Source organism: Akkermansia sp. RCC_12PD (genome assembly GCF_036417355.1).
Lineage (GTDB): Bacteria > Verrucomicrobiota > Verrucomicrobiia > Verrucomicrobiales > Akkermansiaceae > Akkermansia.
The window spans coordinates 2,703,679-2,717,848 of the sequence record NZ_CP143889.1; the positions used below are offsets into that span (position 1 = coordinate 2,703,679).

At 56.8% G+C, this 14,170-nt stretch carries 14 protein-coding genes; 5 read left to right on the forward strand and 9 right to left on the reverse strand.

The features are described 5' to 3' along the window. Positions 1-6: 6 nt before the first annotated feature. From cysK to V3C20_RS11410, 4 genes are all read right to left on the reverse strand, one after another. The gene (gene cysK / locus V3C20_RS11395) at positions 7-936 is read right to left on the reverse strand and encodes a cysteine synthase A (RefSeq protein WP_130082854.1); all 930 of its coding nucleotides are present in this window, start codon (positions 934-936) and stop codon (positions 7-9) included. Between the two features lie 37 nt (positions 937-973). Then, a complete protein-coding gene (locus V3C20_RS11400; RefSeq protein WP_130082852.1) occupies positions 974-2,260 on the reverse strand; it encodes an O-acetylhomoserine aminocarboxypropyltransferase/cysteine synthase family protein in 1,287 nt (428 codons plus the stop codon). A 139-nt stretch (positions 2,261-2,399) separates the two neighbouring features. Beyond that, on the reverse strand, positions 2,400-2,840 hold the full coding sequence (locus tag V3C20_RS11405) for an Rrf2 family transcriptional regulator (RefSeq protein ID WP_130082903.1): 441 nt from the start codon (positions 2,838-2,840) through the stop codon (positions 2,400-2,402). 510 nt (positions 2,841-3,350) lie between these two features. Next, positions 3,351-3,848, reverse strand: coding sequence for a single-stranded DNA-binding protein (locus V3C20_RS11410; RefSeq protein ID WP_130082850.1), 498 nt, complete (start codon positions 3,846-3,848; stop codon positions 3,351-3,353). 182 nt (positions 3,849-4,030) lie between these two features. On the opposite strand from V3C20_RS11410, the gene V3C20_RS11415 reads away from it, so the two are divergent. The 4 genes from V3C20_RS11415 to def are packed head-to-tail and all read left to right on the forward strand — an operon-like array spanning position 4,031 to position 6,929. Then, a complete protein-coding gene (locus V3C20_RS11415; RefSeq protein ID WP_130082848.1) occupies positions 4,031-5,245 on the forward strand; it encodes a hypothetical protein in 1,215 nt (404 codons plus the stop codon). 49 nt (positions 5,246-5,294) lie between these two features. Further along, a complete protein-coding gene (locus tag V3C20_RS11420) occupies positions 5,295-5,918 on the forward strand; it encodes a MotA/TolQ/ExbB proton channel family protein (RefSeq protein WP_067573495.1) in 624 nt (207 codons plus the stop codon). Positions 5,919-5,925: 7 nt separating this feature from the next. After that, positions 5,926-6,354, forward strand: coding sequence for a biopolymer transporter ExbD (locus tag V3C20_RS11425; RefSeq protein WP_067573493.1), 429 nt, complete (start codon positions 5,926-5,928; stop codon positions 6,352-6,354). 26 nt (positions 6,355-6,380) lie between these two features. Then, the gene (gene def / locus V3C20_RS11430) at positions 6,381-6,929 is read left to right on the forward strand and encodes a peptide deformylase (protein ID WP_130082846.1); all 549 of its coding nucleotides are present in this window, start codon (positions 6,381-6,383) and stop codon (positions 6,927-6,929) included. Between the two features lie 523 nt (positions 6,930-7,452). Here def and V3C20_RS11435 read toward each other — a convergent pair. From V3C20_RS11435 to V3C20_RS11455, 5 genes are all read right to left on the reverse strand, one after another. Continuing rightward, on the reverse strand, positions 7,453-8,205 hold the full coding sequence (locus V3C20_RS11435; RefSeq protein ID WP_130082844.1) for an SdpI family protein: 753 nt from the start codon (positions 8,203-8,205) through the stop codon (positions 7,453-7,455). 5 nt (positions 8,206-8,210) lie between these two features. After that, positions 8,211-8,540, reverse strand: a complete 330-nt coding sequence (locus tag V3C20_RS11440) for an autorepressor SdpR family transcription factor (RefSeq protein ID WP_130082842.1) — start codon at positions 8,538-8,540, stop codon at positions 8,211-8,213. A 19-nt stretch (positions 8,541-8,559) separates the two neighbouring features. Continuing rightward, positions 8,560-8,802 (reverse strand): hypothetical protein, encoded by a 243-nt coding sequence (locus tag V3C20_RS11445; RefSeq protein WP_149874564.1) that lies wholly within the window; start codon positions 8,800-8,802, stop codon positions 8,560-8,562. 208 nt (positions 8,803-9,010) lie between these two features. Further along, positions 9,011-10,180: a glycoside hydrolase family 57 protein gene (locus V3C20_RS11450; RefSeq protein ID WP_130082838.1), complete on the reverse strand. Its 1,170-nt coding sequence runs from the start codon at positions 10,178-10,180 to the stop codon at positions 9,011-9,013. A 53-nt stretch (positions 10,181-10,233) separates the two neighbouring features. After that, the gene (locus V3C20_RS11455; RefSeq protein WP_130082836.1) at positions 10,234-11,532 is read right to left on the reverse strand and encodes a glycosyltransferase; all 1,299 of its coding nucleotides are present in this window, start codon (positions 11,530-11,532) and stop codon (positions 10,234-10,236) included. 219 nt (positions 11,533-11,751) lie between these two features. Between V3C20_RS11455 and V3C20_RS11460 the strand changes: the two genes are divergently transcribed. Next, entirely contained in the window at positions 11,752-14,163 is a 2,412-nt protein-coding gene (locus tag V3C20_RS11460) for a TIM-barrel domain-containing protein (protein WP_130082834.1), read from the forward strand. Positions 14,164-14,170 lie beyond the last annotated feature (7 nt).

A 14,170-nucleotide genomic window follows, 5' to 3' on the forward strand; every position in this document is an offset into this window, starting at 1 on the left:
GCCGGGTTAATCTGCAAAGAGGGGGGTGGACAGGTAGCGGTCGCCCGTGTCCGGCAGAAGAACGACGATGGTCTTGCCTGCGTTTTCCGGCCTTTTTGCCAGCTGCGTGGCCGCCCACAGGGCCGCCCCGGAGGAAATGCCAGCCAGCACGCCTTCCGTGCGGGCCAGTTCCTTGCCCGTGGCGAATGCGTCTTCATTGGTGACGGTGATTACTTCGTCGTAAATGGAGGTGTCCAGGGTTTCCGGCACGAATCCCGCGCCAATCCCCTGAATTTTGTGCGGTCCGGCCGTACCCTCGGTGAGTACGGGAGAGGCCGACGGCTCCACGGCCACGACCTTGATTCCGGGATTGCGGGATTTGAGGTACCTGCCCACGCCTGTAACGGTTCCCCCGGTTCCCACGCCCGCCACAAAGATGTCCACCCTGCCGTCCGTATCGTCCCATATTTCCGGTCCGGTGGTGCGGAAGTGGGCTTCCGGATTGGCTTGGTTCACGAACTGGCCGGGAATAAAGCTGTTCGGCAATTCGGCGGCGAGTTCCTCCGCCTTCGCAATGGCTCCCTGCATGCCCTTTGTCCCGTCCGTCAGCACCAGTTCCGCGCCGTAGGCTTTCAGCAGGTTGCGGCGCTCCACGCTCATGGTTTCCGGCATCGTCAGGATGATCCGGTACCCGCGGGAGGTAGCCACGGCCGCCAGGCCGATGCCCGTGTTGCCGCTGGTGGGTTCAATGATGACGGAGTCCGGCTTCAGCTGCCCGGAGGCTTCAGCCGCGTCAATCATCGCCAGGGCAATGCGGTCTTTCACGCTGCCTGCGGGGTTGAAGGCTTCCAGCTTGGCCAGGATGACGGCGCCCAGGCCGTGCCTGCGGTCGTAATTGGCCAGTTCCAGCAGGGGGGTGCTGCCGATCAGTTCCGTAATGTTCCTGTAAATTTTCATGTCTTGTAAGAAAATGAGCGTTTTTGACGGCAAATCGTTAGAGAATGGCGCGGAAACCGTGCTCCAGGTCCTCAATAATGTCGTCTATGTGTTCCGTGCCTATCGAAAGCCGCACCGTGGAGGGCGTGATGCCTCCCGCCTTCAGTTCTTCCTCCGTCATCTGGGAATGGGTGGTGGAAGCCGGGTGGATCACCAGGGACTTGACGTCCGCCACGTTGGCGAGCAGGGAGAATAGTTCCAGGCTTTCGCAGAACTTGCGAGCCTTTTCCGCGCCACCTTTCACCTCGAAGGTGAAAATGGAGCCCCCACCGTTCGGGTAATATTTCCGGTAAAGACCGTGGTTGGGATGTTCCGGCAGGGAAGGGTGGTTCACCTTCTGCACCTGGGGATGGGCAGCCAGGTATTCCACCACGCGCAGGGCGTTCTGGACATGGCGCTCCACCCGGAGGGAAAGAGTTTCCAGCCCCTGGAGAAGCAGGAAGGAGTTGAACGGGCTGATCGTCGCGCCCGTGTCCCGCAGAAGGGTGGCGCGGATTTTGACGATGTAGGCCAGATTGCCGCACACCTCGGAAAACACGGCTCCGTGGTAGTTGGCGTTGGGCTTGGAAAGGCCGGGGAATTTGTCGTTCTGCGTCCAGTCGAACCTGCCTCCGTCCACAATCACGCCGCCCATCACCGTACCGTGGCCGCCGATGAATTTGGTGGCGGAGTGCACGACGATGTCCGCGCCGTGCTCCAGCGGACGGAACAGGAAAGGCGTAGCAAAGGTGCTGTCCACAATGAGGGGAATGCCGTGGGCATGGGCGATTTCCGCCAGGGCTTCCATGTCCGCAATATCGCAGTTCGGGTTGCCCAGGCTCTCCACGTACAGCGCCTTGGTGTTTTTTCGGATGGCCTTGGAGAAGTTGTTCACGTCCCCGGCGTCCACGAAGGTGGTTTCAATCCCGTTTTCCGCGAGCGTGTTGGCAAACAGGTTGTACGTGCCTCCGTACACGGTGGCCGCGGAAACGATGTGGTCCCCGGCGCGGGCGATGTTCTGGATGGCGTAGGTGATGGCGGCGGCTCCGGTGGCTACGGCCAGCGCGGCGGCTCCACCTTCCAGCGCGGCGATGCGTTTTTCAAAAACGTCCGCCGTGGGGTTCATCAGGCGGTTGTAAATATTGCCCGGCTCCGCCAGGGCAAAACGTCCGGCGGCCTGCGCGGAGTCCTTGAAGACGTAGGAAGTAGTTGCGTAAATCGGGACGGCGCGGGCGTCCGTAACCGGGTCGGGATTCTCCTGGCCCACGTGGAGCTGGCGTGTTTCAAATCGATATTTTTTGCTCATGTTTTTATATTCCTATCGGAAAACTAGGGAATAAGTAATGAAAGAAGGGATCCATGTCAAGTACCGGCTGAAAAAAGTGGGGCATGAGGACCAGAAAGGGGAAAAAGGTAGCCGGAACGTTCCGGCCGTACCGGGAGGATCAAATGCCGGCTCCATAGTCGCAGCCCGCTTCCTTCTGCTGGATGGCCAAATCTTCCAGAGTGACGTTTCTCAGATAGTCTTCGATAACTTCCTGCAATCCCTGCCAGAAAGGCAGGGTCGTGCACGTTGCCGCGCGGGGACACGGATTGCTCTCCGTGGTTACACAGGAGATGGGCAGCATGGAGCCTTCCGTCAATTTGAGAATATCTTCCGTAGTGTATTCACGGGGATGCCTGGTCAGGCGGTAGCCGCCGGATTTTCCCCGGGAGCTTTGCACAAAACCCGCTTTCAGCAGAATGGCGATGATTTGTTCCAGATAACGTACCGTGATATCCTGCCGGACGGAGACTTCCTTGAGGGATATGTATTGCTTGTCCTGATGCTGCGCAAGATCAATCATCATGCGCAATGCATAACGCCCTCTGGTGGAAATCTTCATCATGTTGGCCTGAATAAACGACATTTCGGAACAGCCGTCAATCGAGAATGAATACATATTAATAATTGAAAGAAACAATCAGGAGAGAAAGCGGAAATTCAGTTGGAAGGCAAATGCCTGTTTTTTCAGGTATTGCAAATAAAATATTCTTCCCACTCCATTGGAGGAAAGCGGTTTTTTTCTGCATCCCGGACTCGTTTTTTAAATATCCCGGAGCTGTTTATTGAAGACGGCAGCGGAAAATCAATGTTCCGGGCACGGAAAAATGAGACCTGTTTTTGTGGTGTGGTCCGTTTCTTTGCAAAATCCGGAATATTTAATACCGTGAAGAGGAATTTTTAATCCGTTAAAGCTTACGGGAGAAAAATCGCTTGCCATGGGAAAAAGGGACGGAGGAGAGAGTTTTTCCCCATGTTTTTTGTTTGTTTAAGAAGCCGTCGGCTCATGAAAAAGCCGCCTGACCCGGAGGAAAGGCGGCTTGGGAAAGCTATTAATGAGATTCCTGGGGCTTTAGAACGGAATCTCGTCGTCCATGTCTCCGAAGTCGTTGGACTGCTGCTGATTGGAGGGCATGGGGGGAGGATTGTAGTTCTGGGGGGCCTGGGATTGTCCGTAATTGCTGGAACGGGGAGCGGCCTGCTGGCGGGGGGCGGCGCCCATGTCGGAGGAATCGCCGCCGCGGGGGAAGAGCTGGATGTTTTCTCCGATCACGCGCAGCTTGGTGCGCTTCTGGCCGGATGCCTTGTCTTCCCAGGAATCCAGTTGAAGACGCCCTTCTACAAAGACGCCGCGCCCCTTGCTGAGATAGTTGCCGGCCACTTCCGCCTGGCGGTTCCAGAGGGTGACGTCCACGAAGGTGGTTTCTTCCTGGCGTTCGCTGTTGTCTCCGGCGTAATAGCGGTTGATGGCAAGGCGGATGTCCGTGACGGCCGTACCCTTGGGCGTGTAGCGCAGTTCGGGGTCGGCAGTGAGGTTGCCCATTAAAAATACTTTGTTGAGATTGGCCATGTAATGGAGGTGTTAAGTATGATAAGGAGACGCCTTCTGTGCGGTATAGGCGGGCGTATGAATAATCGCTGACAATTATGTCTTCGCGCGCAGGCTTGTGCAATACTAAATTGCGGAATCGTTTGCAAACATGTCTGCTTTCTCCATTGCATTCATCACCGAACCGTGGAATGGTTACCCCCATGAGTTTCAATCAACGGCGGCAAGGCAGGCTGTTCCGGGTTTCCTGGGGCGCGTGTCTTTTGCTGTCCGTTCTGGCCCATTTGTTTTTGCTGGCGGGCACTTATCTGGTGCCGGAGGAATGGCTGGCCTCCCCGCGGCCGGCGGAGGTGCGCCGCCAGGTGGTGGTGACCGCCCGCATGGTGAGGAAGGTGGAGCCGGAGAAGAAGGGCAACAGGCAGGCTCCGCAGGAACGGCTGCCTTCCATGGTGAAAACCAGTGAGGAACAGGAAAGTGCCACCAGACCGGAAACTCCCCGGTTCCAAGGCAACCGCAATACGCGCCGGGAAGGCGGCCGCAAGGACCCGGACAGCAGCAGGGACATGCCCGCCCAGGACGGCGAAGAGCGGGAAAACGGGGAAATCGTCCTGTTTGACCAGGAAAGGCAGGACGGCGACATGAGCCATGAGCGCGACGGGAATAAGGACGCAGATCCGGGGGCTTCCGCCAGCATGCCCTTCCAGCCACTGGAGCCGTCCTCCCCTCCGCCTGGGCATCCGGACGCACTGAATCCTTCCCCCAATGCCACCGGCTCCCCCTCCGCCGTCGGGGAAGAAGGCCTTGCCCGGCAGGACAGGACGCCTGCGCGGGAACATGTCATGCAGCTTCCCCACGCGGTCACGCTGCCCCGGCCCGGCAGGCCGGAAGAGCCGGACGCTCTGGAGGAACTGGCAAAAAGCATCGCCAGGGGCGCGGACCGACCTCCCCTCAATCTTCCGGACCTTCAGCTGCCCCCCAATGCGCGGCCTCCGCAGAAACAGCCCCTGTACGATCCCATGTTCAATGCGGAAAACCAGCCCGGTTTCAAGACGCATGAACGGAAGACCAAGCTGACGGGCAAATTCAGCTTTGGCCGCCGTCCCACTCTGGATGTGGAAGCTACCCCCCTGGGCAGGTACCAGATGATCGTTTACCGCGCCATCGGTGAACAGTGGTACCGCCAATGTGATCTGAACCGTGACCTGATCGTCGCGGGAACCGTCCGCATCCGCATTCTGATAGCCAAAAACGGGAACGTCACCTCCATGAGGCAAACCTCCCGCGTGGGGGCCAGCGAGGTGCAGAAATCCTTTACCTTCCTTGCCATCAAGCTCGCCAAGCTTCCCGCGATGCCGCCGGAAGTGAGGAACGAACTCGTGGGAGAGACGCTGGAAATGTACTTCGACTTCAATTTTTAAAACCAACCAACACAGCTATTCCATAACCACCATCCATTGACATACCATCATGAATTTCATCAAGGACTGCATTACATTCTTCCAGGCCGGCGGCATCTTCATGTACCCGCTTGCAGCCTGTTCCATCCTGCTCATTGCCGCCATCATTTACCGCATGTTCAACATGAGGCGGCGGGGAATCGCCCCGGACAGGCTGGTGCGCGCCGTGGAACAGTACATGCAGGGAGGCCTGGACCGTAGGGAACTTGAAGAACGGGCGCTCGCCTCCCGTTCCGTGCTGGGCAGGCTGGTCCTGGAGACCCTGAATTCCCGCATGGAGGATGAAGCGTCCATGAAGGAAATGATCCAGGTCAAGGCGCGGGAGGAATTCGTCACGCTTCAGGCGGGTCTGCCCCTGCTGGACATGATCGTGATGATTGCGCCGATGTTCGGCATTCTGGGTACGGCCAGCGGGCTGGTTGAGATATTCAGCGTCTTCGGAATGGATGAAAGCCACGGCCAGATTGCCCAGGGCATCGCCCAGGCGCTGAACACCACGATCGCCGGTCTGGCCATCGCCACGCCCGCCGTCATCGCCCATGTCTATTATTCCCGCAAGCTGGAGCGCATTTCCGCGTTCATGGAGGTGCTGCTCACGGAGCTGATTTCCTTCCGCTATCATTCCCAACGCTGATCCGGCCATGCAGTTTTACCGTAAAAAAGGAAGAACCATGGGGGTGCCCATCGTCCCCATGATCGACATCCTCACCATCCTGCTCATCTTCTTCATCGTCCATACCCAGTGGAAAAAGCCCCAGACCCTGTTGAAGATAGACGTGCCGGGAGCGGAATTCATTGAAGGCGCCCCCTCCACGGAACAGCGCGCCGTGCTGGCCGTGACGGAGGAATCCTCAATCTCCCTGAACGGGCGGCTGGTGGAAATCGGCGAACTGCCGGCCGCCCTGGAAAGGCTGAAAAGGGAAAATCCGGACATCAAGCTTCAGCTTGACGTGGACAAAAAGGCGGCCTTCGGCGTCATCGTAGGCATTTGGGACGCGCTGACGTCTGTGGGTATTGACGCCGGGGAAGTTCCTGCCAGAATAGAAATCAGCAAATCCCCCGCACCATAAATCCTCCAGAAAGAACACCCTCCCGCATGTTGTTGGAAATCGTACAGTATGGAAATCCGGTATTGAAAGAAAAATGCCGCCCCGTGGAACATCTTGACGCCAGTTTGAAAGACTTGGCGAACAACATGCTGGAAACGATGTACGCCGCCGAGGGGATCGGCCTTGCCGCCCCGCAGGTGAACGTGCCTGTGCAGCTCGTCGTGATCGACATCCCGGCGGAGGAGGAATCCGTCACCTGGCTGAAAGTGGACGGGGAGGACAAACAGCTGTCCGACATCATGCCGCTGAAGTTCATCAATCCGGTGCTGGAGCCCTATGGCCCCATGCATCCCTGCCATGAAGGCTGCCTGAGCGTGCTCAAGATACGCGCCTCCGTCGTGCGCCCGGACTTCGTCAGGGCTACCCTGACGCTTCTGGACGGCAAACGGGTGACGATAGACTGCAACGGCCTTCTGGCCCGCTGCCTTCAGCATGAATGCGACCATTTGAACGGCATCCTGTTCGTGGAACGCGTTTCTTCCGCCCAGAAAATCACTCTGCGCAATAAATTGAAGCGCCTGGCAATCGGGTATTGACGGTTTCCCGGACCGGGATCGGACCGTCTGCTTGGAAAAAGCCCCGGCGTCAGGTCAAATCACTCTTGAAATGCCGCGACACGGCGCGAGGCCAGCCAGCATTTGCATCCTGAGGTGTAAGGGCATGTGAAGGTCGGGACTGAGCTTCTTTCTGCACGTTCCTGAATCCTTTTCCATGATCCTTGTTTTACTCCGCATCAGCTCAGGGAGTTAATACCGGGGCGCACAGAAGGTCTTGATTCCTTTTTCGCCAAACAGAGTGATGATTTCCTCGTGGGAGCGGGACACTCCCATTATTCATCATACCCGGCATGGCTTCCCGCGGTGTGGGGAAGGGAGGGGATTTTCCTCCTTCCAGGTTTCCGGTCATGCCGGGTCTGCCGTTTGACCGTTGAGGCGCATGGAGAATATGAGGGGTGTCACATTTCATCTGTCCATGAGAAGCATTCCCTGCCGACCGTCTCCCTTTCCTTGGATTTTTCCCCCGCCAATGTTTTTCAGAAGAAAACGCCCGGGACGGTCATCAACAGGCGCCGCTGCCGGACGAAGGTGGAATTTCAGTCCTGTTCCTGTGGGGCTTCCAGAGAAATATGACCAATGCCTGGAGCAGGAGGGAGGCCATGTTAAAAATGAAGATTACAGGAAAGGAACCGGGAAGGAAGAGCGTCACAAGGATGTTGAACAGGCTTCCGCAGAACAGGAACCTGCCGCCAAGGCGTTGAACCCTTACCCATGCTTCATCACTGCTGAAGGCATAAGGGGTGCGTATTCCCAACCATTTGTTGGGCGTTATCTTGGGACAAACGTTGACCATGAGCAGGAGGAATATATTCATGCCTATGAAGATGACTTTGGCCGTGTCTTCCAGGCTGACCGTATTGGTCAGGCTTGTCTTTTGAATGGCCAGGCAAAGATAGGAAAACAGGACGACCAGGAAAAATTCCACGTATGTGGCCATCTTCGCACCAATCCGCCTGTTGTTTTCATTCCTGCTGAAATGAATGGGCAGAAGGATGATCAGGCGGAGAACCTTCCCGATGAGGAAACCCAGGATTCCCAGGCCAATGAATCCCAGGAGGGCGTCCACGCTGTCCTTGTCTGCAAAACGGGTGGGAATGCCGTACTCATTGAAATGCACGGCGACGCGGGCGGGCAGCCGTGACGATACGGCGGCATAGTAAGTCAGCGCGGGAAACAGGGCGATGGCAAGTTCGCTGAAAATCGGCCCGGTCCACCAGGACGGGGAAGATGGAGCAGGGTGCGGGGATGGCTGCATGGCGTTTAATGGTTGGGCTGGGTTCCGATGATTTTGTCCTGTTTGCCGGAGGATGTTTCGCGGGCCGCCTTGAAATTGCCTATCCAGACCAGTATTTCCTGGAGGACGCTCAGGTTGACATCGTAAAAAATGAATTTGCCGTCTCTGTGGTCGCGGACAAGATCGGCTTCTTTCAGAACGGACAGGTGGCGGGAGATGGCGGCTCCGGTGATGCTGAAATGTTCCGCAATTTCTCCGGCAGGCATGGCGCCGTTTTTAAGTATTTCCAGAATTTCACGGCGCGTGGGGTCAGCCAGGGCCCTGAGCGTATATTGCAGGGAAGCGGGGTTATTCATTTTACATTTAACTTTATTGTTAAATATTTTTAATACGGACTCCAAGTGGAGTCAATAAAAATGGAGAGAAGGCCGGACGCAGGCATTCATTCATGCCGTTCCCGCGTGCCGTGATAGCCGCTCTGGCAGGATTTATTCCTGAAAAAAGGAAATCGCATTTGCCGGACTGCCGTCCGTTGTCCGGATGCGGAAACCACCATGTTCCAGCGGGAAAATGGTTTAAAGCTGTTTTCCGGGAATATCGCAGGCCCTTGCCGGCCATGGGAAACATGGGCAGGCGCAGATGCGTGAAATTGTTAAAAAGAAACGAAACTATTTACTTTGGTCTTGTATCAGTCGTTTTGGCTGTCTCTCCCGTCAATTTATTACCGAATATCAGCGTTAGCAGCAATGCGATATTCCAACAAGATTATTCTACATAATTCCGAAAAGAAATAACGCCTTCCTCGCGGCCTGGAAATATTCCAGAGTCAGACGGCGGCAGCTTTCGGAGATTCCCGCTTGACGCGGATCTGGAGGTCCGCCAGAGCGTTCATGTAATAGATGTATGCGTCAAAGGCGGAGGCATACGGAGTAAAGGAGTTTTCCTTTTCCATATAATGGAAGTGGTCCGCGCTCTGAAGCTTCCGCCAGACGTGCGTGAGGTCCTCGTCATTGGCGGCTTTCACTGGCTTTTCCAGGCGGTAGATTTTGCGGATGGCTTCGTCCTGCATGACGTTCCCGTTCCAATGGGACATGGTGCCGAAGGTGGAGCAGGTCATCTCCTGCGTGCATTCGCAGACGGAGAGGGGCTTGATTTCCCGCACGACCTCGGACGGAGTCATGAAACGGTTGCCGGCGTCCAGGCAGGCAATGATCATGGTGCGCCAGAATTCAAACACGCCCGTGGCGTCCGACTGGCGTTCGCCGAGGGTTTCATAGTCCATGGAGAGCGTCGTGACGCTGCCCTGCTGGTGCGTGAGCCAGTCTGCGAACGTGGTCGGGGAAAGGGGGTATTCGGGCCATTCCGGATTGGTGCGCATGACGGCCAGGTCGTTGGACAGTTCCCGGTTGCGGAAGATGGTGGTGGTGGTGTACACCCACGGGGCCAGGAATACTTCATTGCTCTGGAACCCCTTGAGCATGGCCGGATTGCCGTCCGCCATGATGCCCTTGAAGCCGAGCGTTTCCGCCTGGGCCGCAATGGCGTTGGAGTACAGCATGCCGGTATTCATCAGCACGTCGGATTCCTGATGAAAGAGCTTTTTGATCAATACCCTGTGCTCCTCGATCTGTTCCGCGAATTCCTGAGGGGAATACACGGAGGCCAGGGAGTTGTAGTAGGGCATGGTCAGGAAGTCCACGCATCCGGTTTCTGCCAGTTCCTTGAAGGAGGCGATGAGGTCCGGCCTGTGGTACAGGGCCTGTTCCAGAATGACGCCGCTGAGCGCCAGGCCGAAGCGGAATTTTCCCTCCGTCATTTCGATAAGCTGCTTCATCAGCCGGTTGGCCGGGAAGTAACAGCGTTCCGCCACGGTGCTCAAGACGCGTGCATTCAGGTCGTCGTCCTCATAAAAGGCGTGTTCGCCTATCTTGAAGAAATCGTAATGAATCAGGCGGTTGGGCTGGTGCGCTACGAAGGTGAGGGATATATTGCTCATGGACGAAGGAGGACTGGATGGTTGATTGATGCGGATGGAATGTTTTTTGCCGGCTAGCGGTTCAGCACATGCTCATAAACCCTGATGACCTTGTCTGCTGCGGAATCCCAGGTGGAGGCCTTGATGTCCTCCGTGCTTTGTTCCACCACCTTGCGGTACAGCTCTTCGTCCGTGCAGAGGTTCACGATGTGTTCCGCCATCTTGTTGACGTCCCAGAAATCCGCCTTCAGCGCGCCTTTCATGACTTCTGCCACGCCGGACTGCTTGGAGATGACCGCGGGAATGTTGAACTGGGCCGCTTCCAGCGCGGAGAGGCCGAAGGGTTCCGATACGGAGGGCATGCAGTAAATATCCGTGATGGAGAGCAGGTCGTTCACCTTGTCCTTGTTCAGGAAGCCGGTGAAGTGGAATTTGTCCCCCACGCCCTTGAAGGCGCCGGATTCGATCAACTGGCGCAGCTTTTCCCCCGTGCCGGCCATGACGAAGCGCACGTCGTCCGTTTGCTCCAGCACCTTGGCGGCGATCTGAAGGAAGAAGCCCGGCCCCTTCTGGGCGGTGAGGCGTCCCAGGAAAAGCACGAGTTTTTCCGGGAATTTCTTCTTGCCCTTGAAGACCTGGACCGGGTCCGCCCCGTTGTGGATGGGAAAGATTTTATGCGGATCAATGGCATAATGGCCGCTGGCGACGGTGCCCGTGTACTTGCTGACCGGAATGACGGCGTCCGCCTGTTCCATGCCGAATTTTTCAATGTCGTAAATCCAGCCGCGGGCGTCCGCTCCGGCGCGGTCGAATTGGGAGGCATGGAGATGCACCACCAGGGGCTTGCCCGTGGCCTTCTTTACTTCCACGCCGGCCAGGTAGGTCATCCAGTCGTGGGCATGGATGACGTCGAATTCCTGCTGCATGGCGATTTTGGCCGCGATTTTGGAAAATTGAATGACCTTCAGCGCCAGGTCCCCGGCATAGAGGTCTTCCTTGTTTTTGAAAAGCTGGAGATCCGCCTCATGGGTTCTGGAGAAGGAGATGCGCCCTTCCTGGGTGAACTGGATCATGCCGGACTCCCCTTCCACCGTGGTGTAGGGGTCCAGTTCAATGGGAGCGTGCTCCACCATGGCGAAACTTTCATAGGAATACTTGCGGTCCACTTGCTCCACTTCCCGGTAGGAGACATTGTTGAGACCCGTGAGCTGAAATCCGTCAGTGTGGACGGAAGGATCGGCCTTGGGAACAATCACCCTTAAATCCACCTTTTTTGCCAGTGCCTTGGAAAGACCCAGGCAGGCGATACCCAGGCCTCCGTTGACCAGTGGTGGAAACTCCCACCCTAATGTAAGAACTTTGATATTACTCATTGGTTAATGTGGGTTGTCGGTGTCGGGAAGAATGCAGTGGTACGGCGTGTTATACACCACAACCATAAAATCAAATTTTTCATGTCCGGTCTAGAGTAATAATTAGTAATTTTGTTCTATTAATGAAAAGAAAAAGGGTGGTTTAGTTCAATCTTGCGTTCGTCATGGAATTGATTAGCATGGGCAGAGCGTTTCCTTATTTTCCTTTCTTTTGTTTCCATGTGCGCCGCCTTCCACAACACTGAAAAACGGAAACTGCCCCTTGTCCGCGGCTCTGTGATCAGGAGGGAGTATGGAAATGTCATTTCCAAAATAACTCTCAGCGTGTGGATTGCGGAAGAGGGCCTCGTAAGGGTGGCTTATTTTCCCGGAGCGGTGGCTGAGGATGAGCCGAGTTATGCCGTCAGTCCGGAATACGTGGCGCCTGGCGCGGAAATCCGGGAATATGACGAACCGGGAATTCATGTCATTGAAACGCGCCTGCTGCGGATTCGCATCCGGACGGAGGAGCAGAAAGTGGATTTTTATGATATTGTTACGGATGAGCCGTTGCTCACGGATGAAAGCGGATTCGGCCGGGAATCCAAGGACTGGACCGGGGATTGCCGCGTATGGATCAGGAAGCGCCTTCAGGAGACGGAGCACTTCTTCGGCCTTGGGGACAAGCCGTGCGCCCTGAACCTGAGGGGCAAGTATTTCTCCATGTGGGGAGCGGACCATTACGATTTTCACGAGGAGTCCGATCCCCTGTACAAGAGCATCCCCTTTTTTCTCAGCCTCAGGGAAGGGAGGGCGTACGGGCTGCTGTTCGACAATACATGCCGCTCCTACTTCGACTTCGGCGCGACTGATGAAACGGTTCTTTCCTTTGGCTCCTTCGGAGGGCTGATGAATTATTACTTCATCTACGACCGCCGTCCCCTGGATATTGTGGCCGCCTACACGCGCCTTACCGGCACGCCGGAACTCCCTCCGCTGTGGGCCCTGGGCTACCACCAGTCCAAATGGAGCTATTACCCGGACAAGGCCGTGTTCAACCTGGTGGAGCGTTTCCGGGACCTGGGCATTCCCTGCGATGCCGTGCATCTGGACCAGCACTACATGAGGAACAAAGAGGGGTTCACGTGGGATTTGCAGAATTTTCCGCATCCCGCAGGCATGGTCGGCACGCTGAAAGAGCAGGGAATCAAGACGGTGCTGATCGTGAACCCCGGCGTCAGGATCAACCCGGAACATCCGGTGTGGAGGGAGGGCATGGAACGCAACTACTTCTGCCGACGTTCGGAGGGCAACCTGCTGTCGGAGGAAGTCTGGCCGGGACTGTGCAACTTTCCGGACTTCACTTCCCCCGCCGTGCGAGACTGGTGGGCGGAACTGTACAGGAAGGACATTGAGGAAATCGGCGTCCGCGGTCTGTGGAACGACATGAACGAGCCGGTCATTTTCCCGGACCGCACGTTCCCGATGGATACCCGGCACGAATATGACGGAATGCCCTGCTCCCATGAAAAAGCCCACAATATTTACGGACAGTGCATGGCGGAAGCCTCCCTGGAGGCGATGAAGCGCCATGCCCCCGGAAGAAGGCCCTTTCTGCTCTCCAGGTCCGGATTTGCAGGATTGCAGCGTTTTTCCGCCACCTGGACGGGGGACAACCGCTCCAACTGGGAGCATTTGAAACTGGCCAACTTCCAGTGCCAGCGTCTTGCCGCTTCCGGCATCTCCTTTGCTGGGTCAGACGCAGGGGGCTTTCTGGGCCATCCCACGCCGGAACTGTTCTGCCGCTGGATGCAGATGGCGGCTTTCCACGGCCTGTTCCGCAACCATTCCTCCGGGGAATTCGGGGGCCAGGAACCCTGGATGTTCGGGCTGGAAGCGGCCGGATACGTGAAGGCCGCCATAGAAGGGCGCTACCGCCTTCTTCCCTATATTTATACCCAGTTCCGCCGTTATGCGGAAACGGGCATGCCCGTGCTGCGCTCTCTGGCTCTCCAGTGTTTCGAGAATATGGACACCTACTGGCGCGGCGCCGAATTCTTTTTCGGGGACCATCTGTACGTCATCCCCATCCATGAACCGCAGGAAGGCGGACGTTTTCTCTACATTCCGGAGGGCATCTGGTATTCCTACCATGACGACAGCCTGATGAAGGAAACCGGGAGGGACGTGTGGGTGAAATGCCCGCTGGATTTCCTGCCCGTGTATGTCCGCGGCGGGGCGGTGGTGCCGCGCTGGCCCGTCCAGCAGTATGTGGGGGAAATACCGCGGCCTCCGCTGTCGCTGGACGTCTGGTGGGCTCCGTCCGGGGAAGTGGAATCCCGGTTGTACGAGGATGCCGGAGACGGTTACGGCTACAGGCACGGGGAATGTGCCGAGCACGAATTCCTTTTCCGGGGCGGCCCTTCTTCCCTGGAATTGTCATGGACCTGCCAGGGGGACCCCTGCGCCTTCCATGAAGCCGTGGAAGTGGTCCTGCACGGCCTGTCGGATGCGGTTTCCGTCGCGGCGGCCATGGACGGCATCCCCTGCGGTTCCGTCAGGAGGGACGGCAGGGTATGGAGAATCCCCGTGGAGGGCAAATTTGACCGTCTTTCCGTCACTTGGGACCGGGAAAACCCGTTTTCCGCATAATCAGGAA

What these genes read in the sequence shown, in the direction of transcription:
- cysK (WP_130082854.1), bottom strand. Translation starts at nt 936, where the DNA reads ATGAAAATTTACAGGAACATTACGGAACTGATCGGCAGCACCCCCCTG.
- V3C20_RS11400 (WP_130082852.1), bottom strand. Translation starts at nt 2,260, where the DNA reads ATGAGCAAAAAATATCGATTTGAAACACGCCAGCTCCACGTGGGCCAG.
- V3C20_RS11405 (WP_130082903.1), bottom strand. Translation starts at nt 2,840, where the DNA reads ATGAAGATTTCCACCAGAGGGCGTTATGCATTGCGCATGATGATTGAT.
- V3C20_RS11410 (WP_130082850.1), bottom strand. Translation starts at nt 3,848, where the DNA reads ATGGCCAATCTCAACAAAGTATTTTTAATGGGCAACCTCACTGCCGAC.
- V3C20_RS11415 (WP_130082848.1), top strand. Translation starts at nt 4,031, where the DNA reads ATGAGTTTCAATCAACGGCGGCAAGGCAGGCTGTTCCGGGTTTCCTGG.
- V3C20_RS11420 (WP_067573495.1), top strand. Translation starts at nt 5,295, where the DNA reads ATGAATTTCATCAAGGACTGCATTACATTCTTCCAGGCCGGCGGCATC.
- V3C20_RS11425 (WP_067573493.1), top strand. Translation starts at nt 5,926, where the DNA reads ATGCAGTTTTACCGTAAAAAAGGAAGAACCATGGGGGTGCCCATCGTC.
- def (WP_130082846.1), top strand. Translation starts at nt 6,381, where the DNA reads ATGTTGTTGGAAATCGTACAGTATGGAAATCCGGTATTGAAAGAAAAA.
- V3C20_RS11435 (WP_130082844.1), bottom strand. Translation starts at nt 8,205, where the DNA reads ATGCAGCCATCCCCGCACCCTGCTCCATCTTCCCCGTCCTGGTGGACC.
- V3C20_RS11440 (WP_130082842.1), bottom strand. Translation starts at nt 8,540, where the DNA reads ATGAATAACCCCGCTTCCCTGCAATATACGCTCAGGGCCCTGGCTGAC.
- V3C20_RS11445 (WP_149874564.1), bottom strand. Translation starts at nt 8,802, where the DNA reads ATGGCCGGCAAGGGCCTGCGATATTCCCGGAAAACAGCTTTAAACCAT.
- V3C20_RS11450 (WP_130082838.1), bottom strand. Translation starts at nt 10,180, where the DNA reads ATGAGCAATATATCCCTCACCTTCGTAGCGCACCAGCCCAACCGCCTG.
- V3C20_RS11455 (WP_130082836.1), bottom strand. Translation starts at nt 11,532, where the DNA reads ATGAGTAATATCAAAGTTCTTACATTAGGGTGGGAGTTTCCACCACTG.
- V3C20_RS11460 (WP_130082834.1), top strand. Translation starts at nt 11,752, where the DNA reads ATGTGCGCCGCCTTCCACAACACTGAAAAACGGAAACTGCCCCTTGTC.